24 protein-coding genes, 1 tRNA gene and 1 pseudogene are annotated in these 25,167 nt (G+C 35.9%); 16 read left to right on the top strand and 10 right to left on the bottom strand.

The window, feature by feature from the left end:
- Positions 1-65 precede the first annotated feature (65 nt).
- The 4 genes from BUC16_RS05580 to miaB all read right to left on the bottom strand — a co-directional run bounded on the left by BUC16_RS05580 (position 66) and on the right by miaB (position 3,468).
- Positions 66-1,322 carry a sigma 54-interacting transcriptional regulator gene (locus BUC16_RS05580; RefSeq protein ID WP_073368550.1) on the bottom strand — a complete coding sequence of 419 codons (1,257 nt, stop codon included), beginning with the start codon at positions 1,320-1,322 and terminating at the stop codon, positions 66-68.
- A 9-nt stretch (positions 1,323-1,331) separates the two neighbouring features.
- Complete coding sequence (locus BUC16_RS17715; RefSeq protein ID WP_170860851.1) at positions 1,332-1,478, bottom strand: hypothetical protein; 147 nt, start codon at positions 1,476-1,478, stop codon at positions 1,332-1,334.
- 94 nt (positions 1,479-1,572) lie between these two features.
- On the bottom strand, positions 1,573-1,944 hold the full coding sequence (locus BUC16_RS05585) for a GxxExxY protein (RefSeq protein WP_073368552.1): 372 nt from the start codon (positions 1,942-1,944) through the stop codon (positions 1,573-1,575).
- A gap of 78 nt (positions 1,945-2,022) precedes the next feature.
- Positions 2,023-3,468 (bottom strand): tRNA (N6-isopentenyl adenosine(37)-C2)-methylthiotransferase MiaB, encoded by a 1,446-nt coding sequence (miaB, locus tag BUC16_RS05590; protein ID WP_073368554.1) that lies wholly within the window; start codon positions 3,466-3,468, stop codon positions 2,023-2,025.
- Positions 3,469-3,800: 332 nt separating this feature from the next.
- Here miaB and BUC16_RS05595 point away from each other — a divergent pair, with 332 nt between their 5' ends.
- The 8 genes from BUC16_RS05595 (at position 3,801) to BUC16_RS05630 (ending at position 14,432) form a co-directional block, all read left to right on the top strand.
- The gene (locus tag BUC16_RS05595; RefSeq protein ID WP_084546099.1) at positions 3,801-4,421 is read left to right on the top strand and encodes an outer membrane beta-barrel protein; all 621 of its coding nucleotides are present in this window, start codon (positions 3,801-3,803) and stop codon (positions 4,419-4,421) included.
- Positions 4,422-4,630: 209 nt separating this feature from the next.
- The gene (gene topA, locus BUC16_RS05600; protein WP_073368557.1) at positions 4,631-7,150 is read left to right on the top strand and encodes a type I DNA topoisomerase; all 2,520 of its coding nucleotides are present in this window, start codon (positions 4,631-4,633) and stop codon (positions 7,148-7,150) included.
- Positions 7,151-7,153: 3 nt separating this feature from the next.
- On the top strand, positions 7,154-8,305 hold the full coding sequence (locus BUC16_RS05605) for a formimidoylglutamase (RefSeq protein ID WP_073368559.1): 1,152 nt from the start codon (positions 7,154-7,156) through the stop codon (positions 8,303-8,305).
- A gap of 270 nt (positions 8,306-8,575) precedes the next feature.
- Positions 8,576-9,985, top strand: coding sequence for a T9SS ring complex lipoprotein PorK/GldK (gene porK, locus BUC16_RS05610; RefSeq protein WP_073368561.1), 1,410 nt, complete (start codon positions 8,576-8,578; stop codon positions 9,983-9,985).
- Positions 9,986-10,035: 50 nt separating this feature from the next.
- Positions 10,036-10,683, top strand: coding sequence for a type IX secretion system motor protein PorL/GldL (gene porL / locus BUC16_RS05615; protein ID WP_073368563.1), 648 nt, complete (start codon positions 10,036-10,038; stop codon positions 10,681-10,683).
- Between the two features lie 48 nt (positions 10,684-10,731).
- Positions 10,732-12,279 carry a type IX secretion system motor protein PorM/GldM gene (porM, locus tag BUC16_RS05620; protein WP_073368565.1) on the top strand — a complete coding sequence of 516 codons (1,548 nt, stop codon included), beginning with the start codon at positions 10,732-10,734 and terminating at the stop codon, positions 12,277-12,279.
- Positions 12,280-12,323: 44 nt separating this feature from the next.
- Positions 12,324-13,286: a type IX secretion system ring subunit PorN/GldN gene (gene porN / locus BUC16_RS05625; protein ID WP_073368567.1), complete on the top strand. Its 963-nt coding sequence runs from the start codon at positions 12,324-12,326 to the stop codon at positions 13,284-13,286.
- 99 nt (positions 13,287-13,385) lie between these two features.
- The gene (locus tag BUC16_RS05630) at positions 13,386-14,432 is read left to right on the top strand and encodes an NAD(P)/FAD-dependent oxidoreductase (RefSeq protein WP_073368569.1); all 1,047 of its coding nucleotides are present in this window, start codon (positions 13,386-13,388) and stop codon (positions 14,430-14,432) included.
- A 1-nt stretch (position 14,433) separates the two neighbouring features.
- Here BUC16_RS05630 and BUC16_RS05635 read toward each other — a convergent pair whose 3' ends face one another.
- The gene (locus tag BUC16_RS05635) at positions 14,434-14,814 is read right to left on the bottom strand and encodes a DUF983 domain-containing protein (protein ID WP_073368571.1); all 381 of its coding nucleotides are present in this window, start codon (positions 14,812-14,814) and stop codon (positions 14,434-14,436) included.
- Positions 14,815-14,877: 63 nt separating this feature from the next.
- Here BUC16_RS05635 and BUC16_RS05640 point away from each other — a divergent pair, with 63 nt between their 5' ends.
- A complete protein-coding gene (locus tag BUC16_RS05640) occupies positions 14,878-16,791 on the top strand; it encodes an ABC-F family ATP-binding cassette domain-containing protein (protein ID WP_073368573.1) in 1,914 nt (637 codons plus the stop codon).
- Here BUC16_RS05640 and BUC16_RS05645 read toward each other — a convergent pair.
- Complete coding sequence (locus tag BUC16_RS05645) at positions 16,786-17,754, bottom strand: App1 family protein phosphatidate phosphatase (protein ID WP_073368575.1); 969 nt, start codon at positions 17,752-17,754, stop codon at positions 16,786-16,788. The genes BUC16_RS05640 and BUC16_RS05645 overlap by 6 nt on opposite strands.
- Positions 17,755-17,819: 65 nt before the next feature.
- On the opposite strand from BUC16_RS05645, the gene BUC16_RS05650 reads away from it, so the two are divergent.
- The gene (locus BUC16_RS05650) at positions 17,820-18,689 is read left to right on the top strand and encodes a diacylglycerol/lipid kinase family protein (protein WP_073368577.1); all 870 of its coding nucleotides are present in this window, start codon (positions 17,820-17,822) and stop codon (positions 18,687-18,689) included.
- Positions 18,690-18,701: 12 nt separating this feature from the next.
- Here the strand turns inward: BUC16_RS05650 and BUC16_RS05655 are convergent, their stop codons facing one another.
- Both BUC16_RS05655 and BUC16_RS05660 read right to left on the bottom strand, forming a co-directional pair.
- Positions 18,702-19,850, bottom strand: coding sequence for a GNAT family N-acetyltransferase (locus BUC16_RS05655; protein ID WP_073368579.1), 1,149 nt, complete (start codon positions 19,848-19,850; stop codon positions 18,702-18,704).
- 57 nt (positions 19,851-19,907) lie between these two features.
- Entirely contained in the window at positions 19,908-20,396 is a 489-nt protein-coding gene (locus BUC16_RS05660; protein ID WP_073368581.1) for a DUF1761 domain-containing protein, read from the bottom strand.
- Positions 20,397-20,616: 220 nt separating this feature from the next.
- Between BUC16_RS05660 and BUC16_RS05665 the strand changes: the two genes are divergently transcribed.
- Positions 20,617-21,471, top strand: coding sequence for a leucine-rich repeat domain-containing protein (locus tag BUC16_RS05665; RefSeq protein WP_073368770.1), 855 nt, complete (start codon positions 20,617-20,619; stop codon positions 21,469-21,471).
- A gap of 199 nt (positions 21,472-21,670) precedes the next feature.
- Positions 21,671-21,743: transfer RNA gene (locus tag BUC16_RS05670), tRNA-Met, on the top strand.
- Positions 21,744-22,066: 323 nt separating this feature from the next.
- Here BUC16_RS05670 and BUC16_RS05675 read toward each other — a convergent pair.
- On the bottom strand, positions 22,067-22,342 hold the full coding sequence (locus BUC16_RS05675; protein WP_073368583.1) for a hypothetical protein: 276 nt from the start codon (positions 22,340-22,342) through the stop codon (positions 22,067-22,069).
- Positions 22,343-22,347: 5 nt separating this feature from the next.
- Positions 22,348-22,536, bottom strand: a complete 189-nt coding sequence (locus tag BUC16_RS17955; RefSeq protein ID WP_073368585.1) for a WCX domain-containing protein — start codon at positions 22,534-22,536, stop codon at positions 22,348-22,350.
- Positions 22,537-22,576: 40 nt separating this feature from the next.
- Between BUC16_RS17955 and BUC16_RS17925 the strand changes: the two genes are divergently transcribed.
- The 4 genes and pseudogenes from BUC16_RS17925 to BUC16_RS05700 all read left to right on the top strand — a co-directional run bounded on the left by BUC16_RS17925 (position 22,577) and on the right by BUC16_RS05700 (position 25,030).
- A complete protein-coding gene (locus tag BUC16_RS17925) occupies positions 22,577-22,921 on the top strand; it encodes an SDR family oxidoreductase (RefSeq protein WP_317614988.1) in 345 nt (114 codons plus the stop codon).
- Positions 22,922-22,998: 77 nt separating this feature from the next.
- Positions 22,999-23,166 (top strand): annotated as a pseudogene (locus BUC16_RS17930) (hypothetical protein); the annotation flags it as partial.
- A 274-nt stretch (positions 23,167-23,440) separates the two neighbouring features.
- Positions 23,441-24,316, top strand: coding sequence for an AraC family transcriptional regulator (locus BUC16_RS05695; RefSeq protein ID WP_073368589.1), 876 nt, complete (start codon positions 23,441-23,443; stop codon positions 24,314-24,316).
- A 462-nt stretch (positions 24,317-24,778) separates the two neighbouring features.
- Positions 24,779-25,030 (top strand): L-rhamnose mutarotase, encoded by a 252-nt coding sequence (locus tag BUC16_RS05700; protein WP_317614989.1) that lies wholly within the window; start codon positions 24,779-24,781, stop codon positions 25,028-25,030.
- Positions 25,031-25,167 lie beyond the last annotated feature (137 nt).

The raw sequence follows: 25,167 nt of genomic DNA on the forward strand, positions 1-25,167 counted from the left end.
TTTTTCAAATATATGAATTTTCAAATTTGGAATTTGGAATTTATTTTTTGGAATTCCACTTGTTTCTATAAATCAAATTGTTTTATTTTTCGGTAGAGCGTTCTTTCGGAAATTCCCAATTCATCGGCTGCCATTTTTCGTTTTCCTTTATTTTTTTCCAACGATTTTTTTATCATTTCGATTTCTTTTTGTTCCAATCGCAAGACTTCTTCTTCCTCGATGCTTTCGGCAAATTGGTAATTGTCTTGAACTTGATAACTATTCTCGTTGTTGTTTGGCGTCGTGATGACGGCGGTTCTTGGTTCTTCTTCAAAATCTATTTCGCTGTCGTCTTCTTTTGCGCCATAGATTTTTTTGATGAGATGCGAATTGGCTTCCTGCACTTTCGCCCCTCCATTTTGCATCAATTCCAAGGTCAGTTTTTTTAAATCGTGCAAATCGCTTTTCATGTCAAAAAGCACTTTGTACAAGATTTCTCTTTCGGTATTGAAGTCGCTGTCGTTTTTTCGATCTTTTATCACCGAAGGCAAATTGCTTCCTTCTATGGGTAAATACGATTGCAGGGTGTTTGCCGTAATGTCGCGATTGGTTTCCAGAACCGAAATTTGTTCGGCCACGTTTCGCAACTGTCGAATGTTTCCGCTCCAGCGAAATTTTTGCAACATCTGAACGGCATAATCATCCAACTTAATAGGAGGCATTTTGTATTTATGGGCAAAATCAGCCGCAAATTTTCTAAACAACAAATGAATATCGTCTTTTCTGTCGCGCAAAGGAGGTAAAGCAATATCGACTGTACTCAATCGATAATACAAATCTTCACGGAATTTCCCTTTTTCGATGGCGTCAAACAAATTCACGTTGGTGGCAGCCACAATTCGAACATCCGTTTTTTGCACTTGCGATGATCCTACTTTCAGGAACTCTCCATTTTCAAGGATTCTCAGCAATCGAACTTGGGTTGTCAAAGGCAATTCGCCCACTTCATCCAAGAAAATTGTTCCACCGCTGGCCACTTCAAAATAGCCTTCACGGGTAGAAGTTGCACCAGTAAAAGAGCCTTTTTCGTGACCGAAAAGTTCGCTGTCAATGGTTCCTTCCGGAATGGCTCCGCAGTTTACGGCTATGTATTTTCCGTGTTTTCTGTGAGAAAGCGTATGGATGATTTTCGGAATACTCTCTTTTCCAACGCCGCTTTCACCCACAACCAATACCGAAATATCGGTTGGTGCCACCTGAATCGCTTTTTCTATCGCGCGATTGAGTTTCGGGTCATTCCCGATAATCTCGAATCGTTGTTTTATTGATTGAACTGTTTCCATAATATTGTTCTACTTGTCGGTTTTGGTCAACGTATCTTTTAGAGGTACTGTTTTTTCAACTTTGTGTTTTGGAAAATAGGTTCTAATGATATAGAATGTAGAGCCAAATCCAATAATGAAAGTAAGTATGGCGATGATTATGTTTTTTTTGGTCATATAGATTCTTTTAATTTTTTGAACTCGATCAGAGTGTAAAAATGTTTTTTAGCCACGAATTACACGAATTTACACGAATTGTTTTTACTTAATTTTAAATTACAACTCTTTTATGCAGTAATGATTTATGTGAGAAATTAGCAAGAATTCCCAATCCGCTTTTTGTTATGGTCATATAATTTAAAGTTTGGGCTATATATTCATCAGCAATTAATTTTGCTGCTTTTATTTCTAATATAATTTCGTCATATACCACAAAATCTGCATAGAATTTCTTTTTTAATTGATGCCCTTTATAATCAATTGTGAATTCTTTTTCTCTTTCGTAAGGGATATTATGAAGATTGAATTCAATTTCAAGAGCTTCTTTATATACAGCTTCCAAAAGTCCGCCACCAAGTACTCTATGAACTTCCATACACAAACCAATTATTTTATAGTATTCGTCTTGTTTGTACAATTCCATAATTTTGTTGATTTTTTAATTCGTGAAAATTCGTGGCTAAAACCATAAATTTAAGATTGAAATTTGTGGCAAATTTTCTTAGTTCATTTCAGAGTAACCAACCGCTTCTCCTTTTAGAGTTCCGCTGGTGCAACTCGTGATTTTCACGTTTACAAAATCTCCAATTTTATAATTCTCTTTTGGAAACACCACCACAATGCTTTGTGAATTTCTTCCAGACCAATCGTTTTCTGATTTTTTGGAAACTTTTTCGATTAATACTTCCGTGGTTTGTCCGATGAATTCCTCGGAGCGGAACTTGGAATTTTTTTGTTGCAAATCGACTATTTCTTGTAATCTTCGCAATTTGGTTGCTTCGGGAACATCATCGTCCATTTTGCGTTCAGCCAAAGTTCCCGGGCGTTCCGAGTAGGAATACATGTAACCAAAATTATATTTTACGTAATCCATTAAAGTCAAAGTGTCTTGGTGATCTTCTTCGGTTTCCGTTGGGAAGCCCGAAATCATGTCTTGCGTGATTGAGCAATTTGGTATGATAGTCCTGATTTTGTCCACCAAAGTCATGTACTCTTCTCTTGTGTGCAAGCGATTCATGGCTTTCAGGATTCTGTCGCTACCCGATTGAACTGGCAAATGAATGTGTTTGCAAATATTGTCGTGTTTAGCAATCACGTGCAACACGCTTTCGTGCATGTCTTGCGGATTGGAAGTTGAAAAGCGAATGCGCATTTTTGGGAAACCAACGGCAACCATTTCCAATAATTGGTCAAAATCAACAGCAGTAGCTTTTTGCATTTCGGTGGCGTTGACGAAATCTTTTTTCAGTCCGCCGCCGTACCATAAATAACTGTCCACGTTTTGTCCCAAAAGGGTGATTTCCTTAAAGCCTTTGTTCCATAAATCCTGAATTTCCTTCATGATGCTTTGCGGTTCACGGCTGCGTTCTCTTCCACGAGTGAAAGGAACCACGCAAAACGTGCACATATTGTCGCAACCACGGGTAATGGAAACCAAAGCAGTAATTCCGTTGCTCATCAATCGAACGGGAGAAATATCGCCATACGTTTCGTCTTTCGACAAAATCACGTTGATTGCGTCGCGACCGTCTTCGACTTCTGCCAATAAATTGGGTAAATCTTTGTAGGCATCTGGTCCCACAACAAGGTCAACGATTTTTTCTTCTTCAAGGAACTGACTTTTCAAACGTTCTGCCATGCAGCCCAAAACCCCCACTTTCATTTTTGGATTGACGCGTTTCACGGCATTGTATTTTTCCAAACGTTTTCGAACGGTTTGTTCCGCCTTGTCACGAATGGAACAGGTGTTGACCAAAACCAAATCGGCTTCTTCCAAAGTCTGCGTAGTGTTGTATCCATTGGATGAAAGGATGGAAGCCACGATTTCACTGTCGGAAAAATTCATTGCACAGCCGTAGCTTTCTATAAAGAGTTTCTTGGTATTCTCGGGTTTGTATTCCAGGACAAGACTTTCGCCTTGTTTGTTTTCGTCAATAATCTTTTCCATAGTCACTTCAAAAGTGTTTTTAATAAGGGCGTAAAGTTACAATTATTTGGCTAAATATGACAAGATGTCAGATGAAGATTTAACAATGTTTTAAGGCATTTCAATGTTTGGAGCTATTTCCCACTTTTCGTTGCAATCTTTTTATTTTTAAAGAAAAAAGAAAAAGGATTTTCACTGCAATCGGGGCTAGTGCATTTGTTTACAGAATCGTGTTTTTTGCTTTTAATAAGACGATAGTGGTTAATTTTAAGTATATTTGTCTGATATTCAGATAAGTAAAAAAGAAACACCAAGGGTTAGTAACAATCTAACTTTAACTAAATATTTATTTTATGTTGTATCTATATTTTAAAAAGTATGTTTTTGTTCTTTTCGCTTATAGCGTGTTCCTATTGATGACTACTTTTTTATACGCCCAAAAGAGTGTTGCCGAAAATAATTTGAATACCTTTAAAAAGGGATTTTATGTAGGGGTTGAAACGGGAGTTGGTTGGCCTCAGTTTAAGAATGGTAGTCAGGACGAAAGTAGAGAAGGAAGATTTATCTTTGGTTTATATGGAGGATACAGACCTTTATACACACTTAGGGCAGGTTTTAAAATAGACGAATATTTTATTGAAGACGATGACTATTCGCCCGGTAAAGGAATTAGTATTTCTAATGCATCTTTTCAAGTGCAGGTGTTTCCCTTTAAAAATATTACTCTTTTTACAAACCTCCAATACGGTTGGAGCAAATACAATAATAATCACATTCTCCAGGGTTATGAAGCGAATGGGACATCACAGAAAATCGGTTTGGGTTATGAGTACAATTTAAATAAGCATTTTGCTCTTTCATTAAATGCTAATTATGGCTTCGGTAAATTTAATGATGTAAATGATGTGTCAGTAACTATCCATGATCAAAATTATGATTCTTGGGATATTACACTGTGCGTTACTTACCGTTAACTCTATGACTTAAATTATAATTGTGTAAATAGAGTTTGTTGCCGTAAAAAGTAAGAAATAAACGAAGGTTATTGCTTTTTATTTCATCAAACTCAAGAGAATCCATCTCGTTCAAAACCTACTATTCATCGATTATATTCACTTTTAAATTTTAAAAAACCCAAAATTTAAAAAAATCATATACTTTTGTCGGCACAAACATTAGGGATATGGCAAAGAATTTAGTTATAGTGGAGTCACCAGCAAAGGCGAAAACAATCGAAAAATTTCTGGGAAGCGACTACCAAGTCGAGTCAAGTTATGGTCATATTGCCGACTTGCCTTCCAAGGAAATAGGAGTAGATGTAGAAAATGGTTTTAAACCAAAATACGAAGTTTCTGCCGATAAAAAAGCATTGGTCACTAAACTAAAAGGTCTTGCCAAGAAAGCCGAAATGGTTTGGTTGGCTTCGGATGAGGATCGCGAGGGAGAAGCCATTTCTTGGCATCTTGCCGAAGAATTGAATTTAGTGAAAGACAAAACCAAACGAATTGTTTTTCATGAAATTACCAAATCGGCCATTTTGAAAGCAATCGACAACCCACGTGAAATTGATTATAATTTGGTCAATGCCCAACAAGCTCGAAGAGTTTTGGACAGATTGGTGGGTTATGAATTATCGCCAGTGCTTTGGAGAAAAATAAAAGGTGGACTTTCGGCAGGTCGTGTACAATCGGTTTCGGTTCGTTTGATTGTCGAAAGAGAAAGAGAAATCCAGAATTTCAATGCCGTTGCAACGTATTCTGTTGTGGCAGAATTTACCAATGAAGCCGGAAAAACATTCAAAGCCAAACTTCCCAAGAATTTCAATACCAAAAAAGAAGCCGAAGATTTCTTGAACAAGAATGTCGGTTCTACTTATAAAGTTTCGGATTTAGAAACAAAACCTACCAAAAAATCGCCAACAGCACCTTTCACCACTTCGACTTTGCAACAAGAAGCCGCGAGAAAATTGTATTTACCTGTTGGAATCACGATGCAATTGGCGCAACGTTTGTACGAAGCGGGACTTATTACTTATATGAGAACCGATAGCGTGAACTTGTCCAAAGAAGCGATGGAAGCTGCCGAAGCCGAAATAATCAAATCCTATGGAAAGGAATTTTCGAAACCCAGAAATTTTGTCAACAAAAGCAAAGGAGCACAAGAAGCCCACGAAGCAATTCGTCCAACGGATATGTCGCGTCACACCGTGAACATTGACAGAGACCAAGCGCGTTTGTATGATTTGATTTGGAAAAGAACGTTGGCTTCGCAAATGAGTGATGCGCAATTGGAACGTACCAACGTGAAGATTGAAGCGAATAATCACGGTGAAATTTTTTCTGCTTCTGGAGAAGTGTTGCTTTTTGAAGGTTTCTTGAAAGTTTATCTAGAAGGTCATGATGACGATGAAGAAGAACAAGAAGGAATGTTGCCAGCCTTGAAAGTGAACGAAAAATTGCAAAACAATTACATCACGGCCACCGAAAGATATTCAAGACCAGCTGCTAGATACACCGAAGCTTCTTTGGTTAAAAAGTTGGAAGAATTAGGAATTGGTCGTCCGTCAACATACGCACCAACCATTTCTACCATCATCAACAGGAATTATGTCGAGAAAGGGAATTTGGATGGTCAAGAACGTAATTATACGCAATTGACTTTGCAATCGGGAAAAGTAGGCGAGAAGTTGCTTAAAGAAAACACGGGTTCCGATAAAGGAAAATTAGTTCCTACGGATATTGGAACCATTGTTACAGATTTCTTGGTAAAAAATTTCGGAAACATCCTGGATTATAATTTCACGGCCAAAGTGGAACAGGATTTCGATGAAATTGCCGAAGGAAATATCGAATGGGCAACGATGATGCAGGAGTTCTACGATAAATTTCACCCAACGGTGAAAGATGTGGAAGCAAATGCCGATAGAGAAAGTGGAGAAAGAATTCTTGGTACAGATCCTAAAACAGGAAAGCCGGTTTCGGTTCGTTTGGGTAAATTTGGACCAATGGCACAAATTGGTGCAGCTGATGACGAAGAGAAAAAGTTTGCCAGTTTGATGAATGACCAAAATATTGGCAACATCACTTTGGAAGAAGTTTTGAATTTATTTTTATTGCCTAAAAATTTGGGTACCTATAAAGGAGAAGAAGTTGAGGTAAGCAACGGTCGTTTTGGGCCTTATGTGCGTCACGGAAGTGTTTTTGTTTCTTTGCCAAAAGGAGAAAATCCATTGGATGTTACCATCGTTAGAGCACAGGAATTGATCGACGAGAAAGCACAAGCCGATGCGCCAATTGCTAATTACAAGGGAGAGCCTGTTCAAAAAGGAGTGGGGCGTTTTGGTCCATTTATCAAATGGGACGGTATTTTTATCAATGTAAGCAAAAAATACAATTTCGATAATTTATCCCAATCGGATATCGAAGAATTGATTGAAGACAAGTTGCAGAAAAATATTGACAAGGTTTTGCACAACTGGAAGGATGAAGGAATTTTGGTTGAAAAAGCCCGTTGGGGAAGATCGGTAATTACCAAAGGGAAAATCAAAATTGAATTGAGCAAAGATATTGATGCCACAAAATTGACATTGGAGGAAGTTCTGGAAATGATTGCCAAGAAAACGCCAGCGAAAAAAGTTGCAGCCAAAAAAACTACAGCTGCCAAGAAACCTGCTGCCAAGAAACCAGTAGCGAAAAAGAAATAATATATGGAATTTGATTTTCTAAAACCTTTAGACAATGAAATCCTTAGGGTTATCAAGGAGTTTTCTTCCCAGCAATTGGGAAGCAAAGTAGCATTTCACACCGCAGAAGATTTTCCTGATTTGAATAAAATTAAAATTGCCATTATTGGCGTTTTGGAAAACAGGGGTGATTCTAATCAAACCGAGGAGGTGGATTTGTCACACATTCGAAAAGAATTGTATGGCTTGTTTCCAGGAAATTGGGATGCTTCAATAGCTGATTTGGGAAATATTCTCGCTGGGAATTCCATATCGGATACTTATTTTGCTTTGAGAAAAGTAGTTTCGAAGTTAATCAAAAATAAAATTATTCCAATCGTGATCGGTGGTTCACAGGATTTGACTTATGCTCTTTATAGAGGATATGATGATTTGGAACAAATGGTCAACTTGGTTTCCATTGACAATAAATTTGATTTTGGTCAAGAAAGTGCTACCGTTTCGGCTTCGTCTTATTTGACCAAGATAATAATCGACGAGCCGAACAATCTTTTTAATTTCAGCAATGTTGGGTTTCAAACCTATTATAACTCGCAGGAAGAAATTGATTTGGTTGATAAATTGTTTTTTGATGCCTACCGCTTGGGAGAGGTTTCAAATAATATTGCCATTGCCGAGCCTGTTTTTAGGGATGCCGATGTGGTAAGCATCGATTTGACTTCCGTAAAGTCATCTGACTCAGGAAACAATAATCCGTTTACGCCCAATGGTTTCAATGGAAAAGAGGTTTGTGCCTTGTCTCGATATGCCGGTATTAGTGATAAGGTATCCCTTTTAGGGATTTTTAACCACAATAATTCTAGGCAAGAATCGGTTTTGATGGCCCAAATTATTTGGTATTTTATCGAAGGTTTTCATTATCGTTCGAATGAGTATCCTTTTGGTAGCAGGGAAAATTACATCAAGTACATTGTTCCTTTGGAAGAAGAAGAGTTGATATTCTATAAAAGCAACAAAACCGATAGGTGGTGGATAGAAATTCCTTTTATTTCAAGCAGTAATAATAAGTTGAAAAAAAATACGTTATTACCTTGCTCACACGAAGAGTATTTAGCGGCTTGCAACCATGAAATCCCCGAAAGATGGTGGAAAGCCCAGCGTAAAAATATACTGTAAAAATCCGTTGACCTACCTTCGGAAGAATAAATTAACAGTTTAAATTTAAGAATGTCTAACATTTATTTTGTAGGTTAAGAATTATAATTATATATAATTTGTGTATTTTGTCGATTTTATCTACGTTTTATCGATAAAATATTTTTTTCTTTCCTTATTTAATTTTAGTTTTGGTTAATCAAATAAATAGTACAACAAAAAATTGTTTTTTAAAATAATAATAAATAGGTTTACGCACTTAATAATAATAAATATATAACCCTGATTTATATGAAGAAGTTCATTGCATTTACAGCAATTTTAACCTTACTAATTGGTTGTGGTAAAACAAGCGACAAAGGAGAATTGGTTGGTGTTAAAGGAGCAAAATGGCATCCTGAGAAACCTTATGGAATGGCTTTAGTTCCGGGAGGTTCATTTATTATGGGAAAATCTGATGAAGATGTTGCCAATGTAGGAGACGCAACCACTAAAACGGTTACCGTTCGTTCTTTTTATATGGACGAAACAGAAATTACCAATAGAGAATACCGTGAATTTGTTGAATGGGTTAAAGATTCAACAATGAGGGTTAGATTGGCAATTCTTGCTGACGAATCCGGTATAAAACCTGGTGATGGAGCTGCAAAAGGAAAAGGTAAAAATGCTGGTAGCATTGGAGATTTTGCTTTTAATGATCAAGATCCTGATAAAATGACTGCTTATGACAAATACATGTACGACAACTATTATAGTGTTGGTACAGATGATGATCCTTATGCAGGTAGAAAATTGAATCGCAAAGTGAAATTGATTAAAGATACTAAATTGTATCCTGACGAATATTATACTGAGGTGATGGATTCCATGTATTTGCCTTTAGAAGCTTCATACAATGGATTAAGGACTATTGATGTTGACAAATTGAAATTCAGGTATTCTTGGATGGATATTCAAGCTGCGGCAAGAGCCAAAGTGGGCAAGAGAAAAGATTTTATCAGAACAGAACAAGTAAAAGTATATCCTGATACCACTACTTGGATCAAAGATTTCTCCTATTCTTATAACGAGCCAATGCACAACGATTATTTCTGGCACCAAGCTTATGGTGATTATCCAGTAGTGGGTGTTAACTGGCAACAGGCAAAAGCATTTTGTGCATGGAGAACCTTGAAAAAAAATACTTGGATTAAATCTAAAGCTAAAGGTCGTGACCAGGTAAATAATTTCAGATTGCCTTCTGAAGCAGAGTGGGAATATTCGGCAAGAGGTGGTCTAGAATCTGCTACTTATCCTTGGGGTGGACCTTACACTAAAAATGACAGAGGTTGCTTTTTGGCTAATTTCAAACCTATGAGAGGGGATTATGCAGCGGATCAAGCTTTGTATACCGTTGAAGCAAAATCGTATGAGCCAAATGGATACAACCTTTATAATATGGCCGGGAATGTGGCGGAATGGACTGATTCTGCTTATGATCCTAATGCATACGAATATGTTTCTACCATGAACCCGAACAATATGGACACTTCCAACAAGCGTAAAGTAGTTCGTGGTGGTTCTTGGAAAGATGTTGCCTATTTCCTTCAAGTAAGTACAAGAACATTTGAATATGCTGATTCAGCAAGAAGTTTCATCGGGTTTAGAACTGTTCAAGATTATATGGGAACACAATCAACCGAAAAAATCAAGAAAAGATAAACGAACCAAATTTTAATCAATTATAAATAACCTAAAAACAAACAAACATTATGGCATTATTAAGTAAAAAAGTGATGAATATGGCCTATGGTCTAGGAGCGGCAGTAGTAATTATTGGAGCTTTATTCAAAATAACGCATCTTGAATTTGGTGTAATAACAGGAAATTTAATGTTAACGATAGGACTTGTGGTAGAGGCGGCAATTTTTGCCCTTTCAGCATTCGAACCCGTTGATGACGAATTGGATTGGACATTAGTTTATCCAGAATTGGCAAATGGTGAAGCTCGTAAAAAAACTACTAAAGTGGAAACACCTTCAGATGCTCAAGGATTATTGTCTCAAAAATTAGACGTGATGCTTAAAGAAGCCAAAATTGACGGAGAATTAATGTCAAGTTTAGGAAACAGCATCAAAAATTTCGAAGGAGCTGCCAAAGCAATTTCGCCAACGGTTGATTCAATAGCATCTACCAAAAAATATAGTGAAGAATTGACATTGGCTGCAGCACAAATGGAATCTTTGAATAGCTTGTACAAAGTTCAATTGCAAAGCGCTTCTAGAAATGCACAAATCAATGAAGAAGTAGCTGAAAACAACTTAAAATTAAAAGAACAAATGCAGTCGTTGACTTCGAATTTGTCTTCATTGAACAATGTTTATGGAGGAATGCTTTCTGCAATGAGTAATAAAGGATAATTAGTTCAGACTTTATATAAAAAAACAATAAACTAATTATTAGAAAATATGGCAGGAGGAAAACTAACCCCTAGACAGAAGATGATAAACCTAATGTACTTGGTTTTTATCGCGATGTTAGCATTAAATATGTCCAAAGAAGTATTGTCGGCATTTGGAATTTTGAACAATAAAATAGAAGAGTCCAATTCATTAACCGATAATCGAAATGCAAGTTCATTTCTGCAATTGGCACAAAAAGCATCTGATCAACCAGGTCAGTATGGTGAGAAAAAGTTGAAAGTTGAAAAGATAAGAGCTATTTCTAAAGAATTTTCGGATTACATTGAAAGTATTAAAGTTGAGGTTACCCAAAAATTTCCAAAAGACAAAGAAGGAAATTATCCATGTGAACAAATGGATAAAGGTGATTTGTTTGACAGAATGTTTTTTAATCAAGAAAAATTGTCTAAAAGAGGACAAGAGTTTTTAGACAAGATTAATAATTACCCTGTTCAAATAAGGCAAATTGGAGGTAGTTCCATTGCTGAAGTAGAAATGAATAAAATCGAAAAGCGATTTGCCACTAAACCTATTTTTTCTGAAAAGGCGGGTAAAAGTTTGCCATGGATGGAATATAATTACCATGGTTTTCCTTTAATTGCAACGGTGACTAAATTAACGCAAATACAAGCTGACATAAAAACAACAGAGAGCGATATTATGGCCGGGATGTTTCAATCTGACTTGGTTGCAGCAGCTTCACTTACAGCTTATCAACCAATTGTTGTTCTTGAAAAATCAGTTTTCTTTCAAGGAGAAGCCGTAAAAGGAAAAATTATTCTTGGAAAATTTGATCCTTCATTAAAAGCGAAATCAGTAGTGGTTAATGGGTCAAGTGTTCAAGCGCAAGCAGGTCAGGCTAATTTTTCTTTCGGATCGGGAAGCATAGGTGAACATCCTATTAAAGGGTCTTTCAACTTTGATGAAAACGGAAAAGTAATTAGTTTGCCAATAAATGATAAATACGTTGTTGTGGCCAGACCAAAATCAGCTACCATATCTGCCGACAAAATGAACGTCGTGTATCGAGGTGTTGTTAATCCAATGACGATTTCATTTGCAGGAATTTCTCCTGATAAAGTTTCGGCATCTGCTCCAGGATTGACTTCTGTGGGTGGTGGAAAATATAACATGAGTCCTACTACAGGTAATGAAGTGATGATAAATGTTGTGGGAACACTTCCTGACGGTTCTAAAGTTGTAGATAAAAAAACATATAGAATAAAAGGAATTCCTGGACCAAATGGAACAATTAGGGGAGAAATGGGTATTGTGAAAGGGCCTAAATCAAGCTTGGAAATTTCGACAATTGGAGCAAAATTGGTTGATTTTGATTTTGAAGTTGGATTGGACGTTGTTGGATTCAATTTAAAAGTAACAGGTTTTCCTACGGTTCCTGTTGTAGGGAATAAATTAAATGCGGCAGCCAAAGCTGCTATTGCCAAAGCAGGAAGAGGTGATCAAGTTACCATTTCTGAAATCAGGACTAAACTTGTTGGAGCGGGTAGTTACATATTGCCAAGAACTTCACCTGTAATTTATGAAATACAATAAATTGGGAAGTATGATTAAACGTTTACTTCAATAACTATATTATGATGAATATGAGAAATTTTTTAATAGCTATGATTTCCATTCTTGGGAGTGTAGTTTCTTATGCACAGCCAAATTTGCTTAACGCAAAGATACCGGAAGAGATAGGAATCAAGTCTGCCGCCCAGCTCATTTCAGACAATGACAAACCATTGGAATATGGTTATGTTGATGATAGGGATGTTTTGATGGGAAAAACAGTTTGGGAAATTATTGATTTAAGCGAAAGAATTAATTTTCCTTTGTATTTTCCAATAGACACGGCAAACATTGGTCCTGACAGACGTTCTTTGTATGATGTGTTGACAAAAGCGATTCGTAGCGGAGAAATTTCAGAAGTGTATTCAGATAGTTATTTTAACACTAAAAAAACATTCAAGGATATTAAATCTTCATTGATGCTTATTAGCCTGTCCAATGAAGGAAGAGAACAATTGAATGTATTGGGTCTTAATGAAGAATTTAAAGATCTTAATCCGGGTCAAATCAGTAAAGAGGACGCAGACAAATTGGTTAGCAAGGGAATATTGCCTGAATACATTGTAAAAAGCGATCTTACTGCCCAAGATGTTACCCAGTATAAAATTAAAGGATATTGGTATTTTGATAAACGTCAAAGCGAATTGAAATACAGATTGCTTGGTATTTGTCCAATTACGCCTGATGTTTACACGATGAATAGTGACGAGAAGGATTATATTGAATTGTTCTGGGTATTTTTCCCGGCTGCAAGAGATGTGTTGCACGCAGCAAAATCTTTCAATGACAAGAACTCTGCAATGCCAATTTCTTTTGACCAGATATTAAATTCGAGACGATTTAATGCCGTGATTTATCAAGAAGAAAATGTTTATGGCGACAGGGGAATTACAAGTTACATAAAAGATAATGCGCAAAATCAATTGCTCGAAGCGGAAAGGGTAAAAGATAAAATCCGTGATTTCGAAGAAGATATGTGGAATTACTAAATTTCATTTAGAATACAATTATTAAGAACTCTTGCCATTGGCAAGAGTTCTTTTGATTTTGGTTTAATTCAATTTCTAAACATTAAGTTCAATTTTAAAATGATAGATTATTTAATAATAGGTTCTGGGCTGGCTGGCATTTCATTTTCTGAAAAGGCCTTGCAAAACAATAAATCTATTTTGGTACTCGACAATAATTCGCAGAATTCTTCAAAAATAGCAGGAGGTTTGTACAATCCCGTTATTCTGAAACGTTTCTCCGAAGTGGGACAAGCCGAGGAGCATTTACTTATCATGCATGAATTTTTGGCTGTATTGGAAAAGAAATTGAACGACAAAGTAGATTTTAAAACACCCATTTTAAGAAAGTTTTTTTCTGTCGAAGAGCAGAATAATTGGTTCGCCGCTTCCGATAAAGTGAATTTGGCTCCTTTTTTATCCACACAATTGGTTTCAAAAAAATATGAATCGATTGATTCACCTTTTGGATATGGTGAAGTCTTGCAAACGGGTTATGTGGATACTGCATTGCTGTTGGTCAAATACAAGGAGTATCTCATAAAGAACAATTTGTTTATGGAGGAATCTTTTGATTATTCACTTTTAGAGGAAGAAAACAATGGGATTCGATACAAAGACATTCAGGCCAAACACATCATTTTTGCAGAAGGTTTTGGAATGCACTCCAACCCTTATTTCAAGCATTTGCCATTGGATGGTACAAAAGGAGAATTACTCGTTATAAAAGCGCCAAAACTTGGTTTGGATGTCATCGTGAATGCAAGCGTGTTTATTTTGCCGCTTGGCAATGATTTGTTCAAAATAGGCGCAACCTACAATTGGGAAAGCAAAACTGATATTCCTACCGAAGAAGGGAAAAAGGAATTGGTCGAAAAAATTAAAGAGGTAATCAGTTGTGATTTTGAAATTGTTTCCCATTTTGCCGGCGTTCGTCCTACGGTCAAAGACAGAAGGCCTCTGGTAGGAACCTATTCCAATCACGATTCCATACACATTCTGAATGGTTTGGGAACGCGTGGTGTTATGTTGGGGCCAGCGATGGCGAAGGCTTTATTTGAAAATATTGAATATCAAAAACCTTTGGACAAGGAAATTGACATAAAAAGATTTGACAAGAAGCGGTAAGCTATTTTTTATATTTCTTGTCGTAAGACACGAACAAATTGATGTAAATATTTCTCGACCACCTCAATACAAAAGGGAACAAAAGAATGTTGGCAACAAGAATAGCGATGAAAGAGTTTTTTATGCTGGTTTCCAAAATAAGATAAGTTACTAAGAAAGTGGCAATACTGAGTCCCACATTCAGTCCGTAGCTGACATACATGGCGCCATAAAAGAACGAAGGCTCAATTTCATATTTCAAACCACAATGGCTGCATTTTTCATTCATTTTGATCAATTTCGAAAAATGTAACGGATTTTTATCCAAATACATACTCTCATTCTGACATCTAGGACAAGTTCCTGTTAAAATGCTATTTAATTTGGATCCTTTTTTTAACATTTGCAAAAAAATTAATTTTCTCCTTTTTTGGAGCCACAAATTTACAAATACAAAACACAATAAATGCTTAATATACATAATTTATCCGTTTCTTTTGGAGGGACTTATTTATTCGAAGAAGTAACCTTTCGATTGGGTGCTGGAGACCGTGTGGGTCTTGTTGGCAAAAACGGAGCCGGGAAATCCACGATGCTTAAAATCTTGGCCAAAGATTTTGCTCCAGACTCGGGCGTTATTTCCCAGGAAAAGGAAGTTCGAATGGGTTTCTTGCGCCAAGATATCGATTTTGAACAAGGAAGAACGGTGCTGGAAGAAGCGTATGAAGCTTTTGTTGATATTAAAATTGTGGAGAAAAAACTGGAAGAAATCAATCACCAGTTGGTTACTAGAACCGATTACGAAAGCGAGGAATACAGCCAGATCATTGAAGATTTATCTGATTATACCCATCGTTTTGACTTGTTGGGCGGATATAATTATGTTGGCGATACCGAGAAAATTCTTTTGGGATTGGGTTTCAAAAGAGAAGTTTTCAATAACCAAACCGAAACTTTTTCCGGAGGTTGGAGGATGCGTATCGAATTGGCCAAATTGTTGTTGCAGTCCAATGATGTTTTGTTGCTGGATGAGCCAACGAATCACTTGGATATCGAGAGTATCATTTGGTTGGAAAGTTTCTTGCGCAATTATCCTGGTGTTGTCGTGATTGTTTCACACGATAAAATGTTTTTGGACAACGTGACCAATAGAACCATCGAAATATCTTTGGGTAAAGCGTATGATTTCAACAAGCCGTATTCCGAATATTTGGAATTGCGTCACGAAATCCGCGAAAAGCAATTGGCCACACAGAAAAACCAAGCCAAAAAAATAGAAGAAACCGAAAAATTAATTGAGAAATTCCGTGCCAAAGCTTCGAAAGCTTCTATGGCGCAATCGCTTATCAAGAAATTGGATAAAGTGGAGCGCATCGAAGTGGATGAAGACGACAATTCGGTAATGAATATTTCGTTTCCTCTTTCAAAAGAACCAGGAAAAGTGGTGATTGAAGCGGAAGAAGTGACCAAAAGTTACGGAGATAAAACTATTTTGAAAGATATTTCACTTTTGGTAGAACGTGGAAGCAAGATTGCTTTTGTTGGACAAAACGGACAAGGAAAATCGACTTTCATCAAAGCGATTGTCAACGAATTTGAATTTGAAGGAAACATCAAATTGGGACATAACGTGCAATTGGGGTATTTTGCCCAAAATCAAGCCGAATATCTCGATGGCGAAATTACTTTGTTGAGAACAATGGAAGATGCCGCAACGGATAGCAATCGTTCGAAAGTACGTGATATGTTGGGTTCTTTCTTGTTTCGTGGTGATGATGTCGAAAAGAAAGTAAAGGTGCTTTCTGGAGGCGAAAGAAACCGTTTGGCACTTTGTAAATTGCTTTTGCAGCCCATCAATGTTCTGGTAATGGATGAGCCAACGAATCACTTGGACATCAAATCCAAAAATGTGTTGAAAGCGGCCTTGCAAAAATATGAGGGAACCTTGCTTTTGGTTTCTCACGACAGGGATTTTCTTCAAGGAATGTCGAATATAGTTTACGAATTCAAAGACCAAAAAATAAAAGAATACTTGGGCGACGTCAACTATTTTTTGGAACAACGCAATTTGGAAAACATGCGTGAAGTCGAGAAAAAAGATGCTATGAAGGCGGCGGCTCCAAAAGAAAGCAACAAAGCTTCCTATGAAGACCAGAAAAAAGGAAAAGCTTTGCAAAACAAATTGAGCAAAGTCGAAAGCCAAATCAAACAATTGGAAAGAGATATCCAGAATGACGATAAAATGCTGGCTTCCAATTATGACAAGCACATCGAAGACGCTTCCTTTTTTATGGCTTACAACAAGAAAAAAGCCGAATTGGACAAATTGCTCTTGGATTGGGAAATCGTCCAGGAAGAAATAGACAATGCTGGTTTATAAAATCAGTCCAATTGATTTGGAATGTGCAATAGCTTCACTGCTATTGGTAAAATAGCAAGTTGAAACGTTCAAGGTTTCGAGGTTTTTTAAAGCTTCTGAAACCTTTTTCTTTTCTTGTGTTCCAGTTTTTCGAATATAAACTGCTTTGACGTTGACGGGGAAAATTTTGCAAATCGCTTCGTATAAATACGGATCGTGTTGCGAATCGTCACCCATCAAGACGTATTTCAAATTGGGATAAAATTCCAGGATATGTTTTATTTTTTCGAATTTGTGGTTGTGGCTGCCTCTTCCGGACCAGATGAAATCGGTAAGACTGGATTTGATGTCTTTTAGGAGCAAGACGGCTTTGGGTAATTGATGGATTTCTGTAAACTTCACCAAAAAACGATACAAATTCCATTCGCTGCTGGAAACATAAAAAAAAGCGTTTTGCTCTTCGTTATTTGTTCTTCCTGATTGGCTCAATGCCTGATAATGGGGAACTACATCTTCAAATATTTTACGGGAATTCACGTTTCGAAACAATAAATGGTATAATTTCTTCAAAGGATTCTTGGTGTAGGAAACCAAAAAAGTATCGTCAATATCTGAAATAATCCCCAGATTTTCCTTTTTGGGGCGAATGAAAGTTTCTTTGACCGCAATTTTTTTATCTCCATAAGGAATGCTCACCTCATAATCAATCCAGCCGTGTCCTATATTGGGATCTACGGGAATGCAAAACTTGAAATAACCGTCAACGAGTGTTTTGGTATGAATTGTCGAGTTGTTGTGTTCCAAATAGACATCGGCATTGCCGTGTGTTTTTAATCGGAACAAGCGAATTATTGAAGTGGCGTTTTTAAATTTTTTCTTCTCAAAAGCATAATCTTTGGCCTTGGTTGGTTTAAAAACGTGTCCCATCACGATTAACTCTTCGTCATTTGCATAGCCTCGGTACAGTTTTAAAATAGGCTTCATCGTTTTTTGTGATTTTGAGGTGTCATTAAAATTAACTAAATTTAGTCAATAAATGAATTTAAACTTTGAAAAAGAATGTCTTGCTGATTGTTAATCCAGTTTCTGGAGCCATTGATAAAAGGGAATTTATCGATGCAACAGCATATTTTGCGGCCAAAGAAAACTTGAATCTCATCCTCTACACGACTTCTGGGAAAGAGGATGTTTCAAACATAAGAACACTCTATGACCTGCATAAACCGGAACGTGTTATTGTTGCCGGTGGCGATGGAACCATAAAAATGGTGGTCGATGCTACGGAAGGGCAAGACGTGATTCTCGGTATTTTGCCACTGGGTTCTTCCAATGGATTGGCCGTGGATTTAGATTTGATGAAGTCACTTGACGAGAATCTGGAAATTGCGTTTCGAAATGATTACATAGAACTCGATTCGATTATTATAAACGACCAAAAATGTCTGCATTTAAGCGATTTGGGATTGAATGCAAAGCTTATTAAAAACTACGAAGAAGGTGATCTTCATGGTAAATGGGGGTATTTGTTGCAGGCTTTTGTTACTTTAATAGATTTGGAAGAGCCATTTGAGGCAACCATAACGGCCAATAATCAAACTATGGAATGTGTGGCAAGAATGATTGTCATTGCTAATTCAAAAAAATATGGAACGGGAGTTGTCATTAATCCAGAGGGGTCCATGGATGATGGCAAGTTCGAATTGGTAATTCTAAAAAATTTGGATTTGATTGTTTTTGGCAAGATTATCACGGGCAACATTCCTTTGAATTATGATGATGTCGAAATCGTGTCAACGGACAAAGCTTCCATTAAAACCAATTTTCCGGTGAGTTTCCAGGTGGATGGCGAGTATTGTGGGGATGTAAAAGAGCTGATTGTCAGTATTTCGTCCAGCAAGATAAAGGTGGCGATTCCTTGATTTTTGCCATAATTATTTGAAAGGATTTCGTTCTTTCCAAGCGACTTTTGGTTCCAGATAACTAAAAACTTTTTCGAAGGCAAGATCTGCAATGGGGTTGCTGTGTTGGGCGTATCCATACATTTTCATTGGTTTTGCTCCTATGGAACTCTTGATTTCCAGCGCAGTCCGGGCAAAAATTATTTCCTTGAATCCTTTGTTGATGGAGTAGGCAATCATGTCGTAGAGCATGTTCAGGTAGAGCATTTTTTCGCGTTGCACACTGTCGTCATACCCCAAAAAGTAAGTGTCCATTACGGCTCCATTTTTGATTAGCGTATTGAATCCAATCAATTTGTCATCCAGGAAATAGCCATAAAAAAGGAACTTGTCTTGAAGCACTTCCTTAAAAGTCCTGAAGTGGTTTTTGGAAAGAAAGAAGGTGTTGAAATGGGCATTTTTTGCTACGTGATGATACAAATCATAAATAGTCTCTTCGTGTTTGACAATGTCTTCCAAGTGCATTTTCCTTTTTTCTACGCCGTCGGCTTTTTTCCGGGCGCGTTTGTATTGGTCACGGTATTTTTTGGATAAAGCCTCAATGTAATCTTGCTCCGATCTCCATTGGTTTGGAATGTCGAACAGCATATTGGGTTGGGTGGAATATTGAAAATGATTTCGAAATCCAGCTTGTTGAAAAGCCGCTGTTTCTTCCATTTCAAAGTCTTTAAAAGTGGTGATGTGAACCTTTAGTCCTTTGTTTTTAAAGATGATTTCCAGTTTTTTCGAAGCGGTTTTCAATACTTGCAATCCCTGAATTTTGTCTATTTTGCCAGAAAAAGAAAAAGCATTTTGCCCAGTAAGCATATTGTTTCCAATAATCAGGATATGGGAGCAGAAGTTTTTGAAAAGGAGGTTTCGGGCAGTGGTTTTGAGGCATCTGTCACGTTCTCCAAAAGAATCCATTTTGTTTAAATCCAAAAATTGGGACAGAGCCGTTCCCACTAATTCATGGTCTTGGAATAATCCAATAAAATGGCAAATCATGTTTATTGGAGCGGATTTTTCCAAAATTTCCAAATATTCCTTGCTTAGGAAAATATTGTCCAAAGCCAAGTCGTTCCAGTTTTCTGGAAGATCAGCAGCCGAAGAATAAATTTTTATGGATAAGGGTGGTTTCAAATGAAAAAAAATCGCTCCACAAATGTAGAGCGATTCTATTATAATTAAATGTTAAATTTATTTCCAGCCACAAAGGATGGCACCCATTATTGTCATGATAACAGTCCAATATCCAGCTTGAATGGCCATGTATTTCCATGATTTGTGTTCAAACAAACCATTTATTGAAATGATGGGCAATGCCAAAAATATTCCTGAAATAAAGCCGTGAAGAGCTCCGTGTTTATAAGATCGGAAGGCATCTCCATAATCTGCCATAAAAGCCGAAAAGGAAGGTTTTGCACTTTCGGCAAGTACGGGTCCGCCTACCATGCCCAATGCACCTGATTGGTGGATAACCAGATTTTGCAGCATGAACGCCAACATAAATGCGTATATAAAGGTAAGCCCGAAAATTTTCAACATATTTCCTTTCTGAAGTTGTTCTTGGGTCAAGCCGGCTTCTTTCATCCAAATGGTTCCAAAAACTTTTGGATTATACCATATAAATCCTACTACAAATGAAGATAATGCCGCAACTAAAACGGCTAATAAATTGAATTCCATAATGCTGTGTTTTTAAGTTAGAGAATCAAATATAGGAATTTTATAATTGTGTTGGGAAAAATTTGTAGTTCTTAACTTGGGTTATTTACGGTAAGCGACAATATAATTTGTAAGAATAAAACACCGTTATGTTTTTAATTGTGTATTTCGTCGATTATTTTTGACGGTAATCCGTATTTTGTCTACTTTGGTCGATGAATTAATTCATAAAGACAACATTATGAGAAAGATATACACAGTACTGTTTTTAATTATGTTTTCATTTGTAATGAAAGCAGATGTATCCGTTTCTGAAAAAAATGCACTTATAAAAATATATAATGCCACAAATGGTGCGAACTGGACTTCAAAATGGGATTTGAAAGCTCCTGTTTCTTCTTGGTATGGCGTTGGGGTACAAGAAGATAAAATAGTGTCTTTGCAATTGGCCAATAATAATTTAGTTGGAACATTGCCTTCAGAGATTTCAAATTTGGTTAATTTGAAAAATTTGAACTTGTATAAAAATGCTATTTCAGGGACTGTTCCTTCTTCAATTGGAGAGATGAAAGCATTGGAATCACTTAATTTGTCGTTCAATAAATTGTCGGGAGCAATTCCTGCATCAATATGTGGTTTGTCTTCATTGAAAAACTTGGAGTTGTTCATGAATGATTTTTCTGGAAACATTCCTTCTGAAATTGGAAAATTGAGCAATTTGGAAAAGCTGTCTTTGTATAACAATGCAATAGAAGGCCAAATTCCAGAATCGGTTTATGAATTGAAAAACTTGAAAATATTGCTTTTGAACAGCAATAAAATTTCTGGAACCTTGAGTAATTCGGTAGCCAATTTGACCAATATCCAACAATTAAGTTTGTTTGACAATAAAATGAACGGTCAAGTTCCTTTCGATTTGGAAAAATTGAACAACCTTAAAGAATTGAATATTTCTTACAATCAATTCAGTGGATTGGTTTCAAAAGATTTGTCGAAACTGGATGTGTTGAATATGACAATGGTAAACGACAGAGGCGTAGCCCAAGTTTTAAAAGTGTCAACTGGCAAAAACACAGCCATTGTTTCTGAAGAATAATCTCTGATTTTTATAGTTTATAGAAAACCTGCTTAGCTTGCTTCGCAGGTTTTTTTATTTAAGGAAAATAAACAACGTCGCTTCCGGTCGTTTTTTCTTTGTAAAAGATAGCCGGTCAGTGGAATACATAAAACTCAAATATTTTTTTAAAAATAGCTTGTATTTATTAAAATTCGTCGTATATTTGCACCCGAAACAACGCGGGATAGAGCAGTAGGCAGCTCGTCGGGCTCATAACCCGAAGGTCACAGGTTCGAGTCCTGTTCCCGCTACTATATTTGACCCATCCCATTTTTGAGGATGGGTTTTTTTTTTTCATTTATATAAATTAAATTAAAAAATCATAAAATTTACGATTGTTTCCAATAATTTTTTGCAATGAAAACATTCATATAATTTCCGATTGTTTCTAATGATTTTTGCGATTAAAGCATCGTAAAATTTACGATTGTTATTTATACTATTTCAATTCCCTCAAGCATTTTTAAGTCAACGCCATAATAGTAAAATCATTCGGGCTTCCATTTATTTTTTCTATGATATTAATGATGCTATTTTCTTGGGGGATAGGAGGGAAATACAATGAGAAATACCTTCAATCTTTTTTGGATTGAAAATTATGTTTTGTTGGCGCCAGAGGAATACCTTCCGCTTTTGTAAGAACGTATTTTTCTTTTGAAACATTGTTTTCGATAAAAGTTGTTGGAGCCATTTTAATCCATCCTCCATTGATGTATATTGGATCGGTAATATATCCAAAATCAATTTTGGTGAATTCAGGAGATAATTGAATTCGTAATAATTTAGGAGTTGTCCTGCCGTGCCCAATAGTGTTGTAATGAAAAACCAATGATTTATTTTTCTGTTTCATCTTTGCTATTTATTTTTAATTTTGTATTGAATCCAAACAGGAGATACTACTTTTATGTCGTTTCCGTAGGAACGAAATAATCGAATTAGTTCAACAGTGGGTACCAGGTCAACTGTAAACAAACAAGGCCCATCTTCGTTTTTCTTTTCTGTTTGCGAAGCGTGAATTTTGTAGGTTTCCAAATAATGAATCAATAAAAATATTGGGAGAAGGACATAGTTTTTTTTTGGAGATATTTCTATTCCATCCGATGTGGAAAAAGCAATTCAGTTTACTTTAAATGAATACGGAAAGATTGATGTGATTCACAATAATGCGGGTATTGCCAATCCCTCAAAGCCATTGGAAATAACAGATGAATACGAATGGGATAAATTTTTTGATGTCAATCTTAAAAGTATTTTGTTTACGACACGATATGGTTTAGATGCTTTAAAGCAAACACAAGGATGTATTTTGAATACCAGTAGTCTTGTTGGAGAGATTGGTCAGGAAAACCACGCCGCTTATTCGGCAACAAAAGGAGCTTTAAATGCACTTACCAAATCGATGGCTCTTGATTATGCCAAATATAAATAAGGGTCAATGCTGTGGCAGCAGCCGGAGTATGGACTCCTATGTTGCGAAAATGGTGAAAAGAACAAAAAGACCCAGCCAAAATAGAAAAGTATCTAGATAATATTCATGTTTTGGGTTATTGTCCAGAAGGAGATGTCATCGCTGATACTTGTGTATTTATTGTTTCGGACAAAGCCAGATTTATTACAGGGAATATCATGCCGGTAAGTGGTGGCGCAGAGTTGGGTTATAGAAGATTTGATTAAAATAGTCATGAATTTAATAGGATTAAATTCTTTTTAAATTTTAATGTGGAAAAAGGAAAACGAAAAGAGTATTTGAACTAAGAATAAAAACAGAAATTCAAAAAATATTTTGGATTGTTTATTAAGGATAGCGCTTATTATATCGATTTCGTTTTGCGATGTGGTTTTTTTTCTATTTTTGCTTTTTTCGAAATATAAAATTATATCTATTTTTTTTTTTTTTAGTGATTAATTCAATTTTATCTTTAATTATTAAATTACCATTAGCTTCAAGATGAAAATTGTTAAAACAAATATTGCTTCCTATACAAATACTTCACTTTCTGTGTTTTCTCGGGAAGAATATTTTTTTCAGTCGCCATTTCATTCTCATCCAGAGTTTGAGCTGGTTTATATCTTGGAAAGTCACGGAAAACGTATTATTGGAAACTCCGTAGAATCATTCGAATCTGGTGATATGGTTTTCCTGGGAGACGATATTCCGCACGTATGGCTTAATGATGAGGTTTTTTATAAAGAAACTAACAGCTTAAAAGCCAAGGCTGTTGTGGTTTATTTTAGCAGAGACCTTTTTGGGAATTCTTTTTATGAGTTACCGGAAGCTCAAGAAGTAAAAAAGTTTCTTTCTCAGGCCATAAAAGGAGTAGCCATTACTGGACAGACAAATGTGCTGATTGCTAAAAAAATGAAAACATTACTGAAAAAGAAAGGATTTGAAGTTATTATGGGATTAATTGAAATATTGTTTCTTTTATCAAAAAGTAAAGATTTAAGATATATCAATGATAACTCTTATGTTTCTGTTAGCGATGATAATAAAAATGACCGATTGGCAGAGGTTTTTCAATATGTGAAATCAAATTATAAAGAAGAAATATCCCTTGATGAAATTGCTAAAATCGCCAATCTGACACCTACTTCGTTTTGCAGAATGTTTAAGGCAAAAACAAAAAAACCATTTGTGGAATATCTGAACGAAATCAGGGTATCAAATGCTTGCAAATATTTGATTGAAACCGATTTGGGAATTTCTGAAATCGCCTACCAATGCGGATATAAAACAGCTTCAAACTTCAATAAGCTGTTCAAAAAGTTAATGGGAACAACTCCTAAGGAATATCGAAAAAAAGCTATAGTCCAAGATTTTTAAACCCGTTTTTTTTATTTGTTTAATGTTTATGTCTGAAAAATAATTCTAATAAGATTTTATTTTTCAGTGGTTAATGCTATTATTCAATTAGCATTTGCCTAATTATGCTTAAAAATGTAGTAATTGCTTGTTTTTTTTTAAAGAATTAATTTTTAAGATAATAAAAGCTTAAATAATGATAATTTTGAGGCAATATTAAACATAATAATGCAATAATTTTATTTTTTGAAATAGTATCAAAACGTGATATTCTAAAATAAAAAAAGTTATAGTAAATAAACTTGTTTTTAAAATTGGATACAGAAAAAGGATCAATTCTAAATCAATAATTTTCGGTTTTGAACCTTAAATTTTAAATAAAATAATATGAAAACTCAAAAATATTGTCTCGCATTAGATTTAAATGAAGATCCGGCATTAATAGCCGAATACAAAAAATATCATGAAAAGATTTAGCCTGAAATAACAGAAAGTATTGTTAGTTCAGGAATTGAAAATCTTGATATTTATTGCGTTGGCAACAGGATGTTTATGATTATCGAGGCCAATGATACTTTTACTTTTGAAAGAAAAGGAGAAATGGACGCCAATAATCCAGTGGTTCAGAAGTGGGAAGAACTAATGTTGAAATATCAAAAAGCATTGCCAGGTGCCAAAAAAGGTGAAAAATGGATGATGATGGAAAAAATATTTGATTTGCATCAAAATGGGTAAACCCTTTGGTTGGACATATAAGTGAATTTTTAAAAGAAATAATCATGATTAAAGAGCAATCACAAACCCGGATGAAAATGGAATGATGCGTAACTTTGTGTATAAATCTTAATGTTATGGAAGCTCAAATCTCATTT

The sequence above is a fragment of the Flavobacterium fluvii genome, from assembly GCF_900129545.1.
Taxonomy (GTDB): domain Bacteria; phylum Bacteroidota; class Bacteroidia; order Flavobacteriales; family Flavobacteriaceae; genus Flavobacterium; species Flavobacterium fluvii.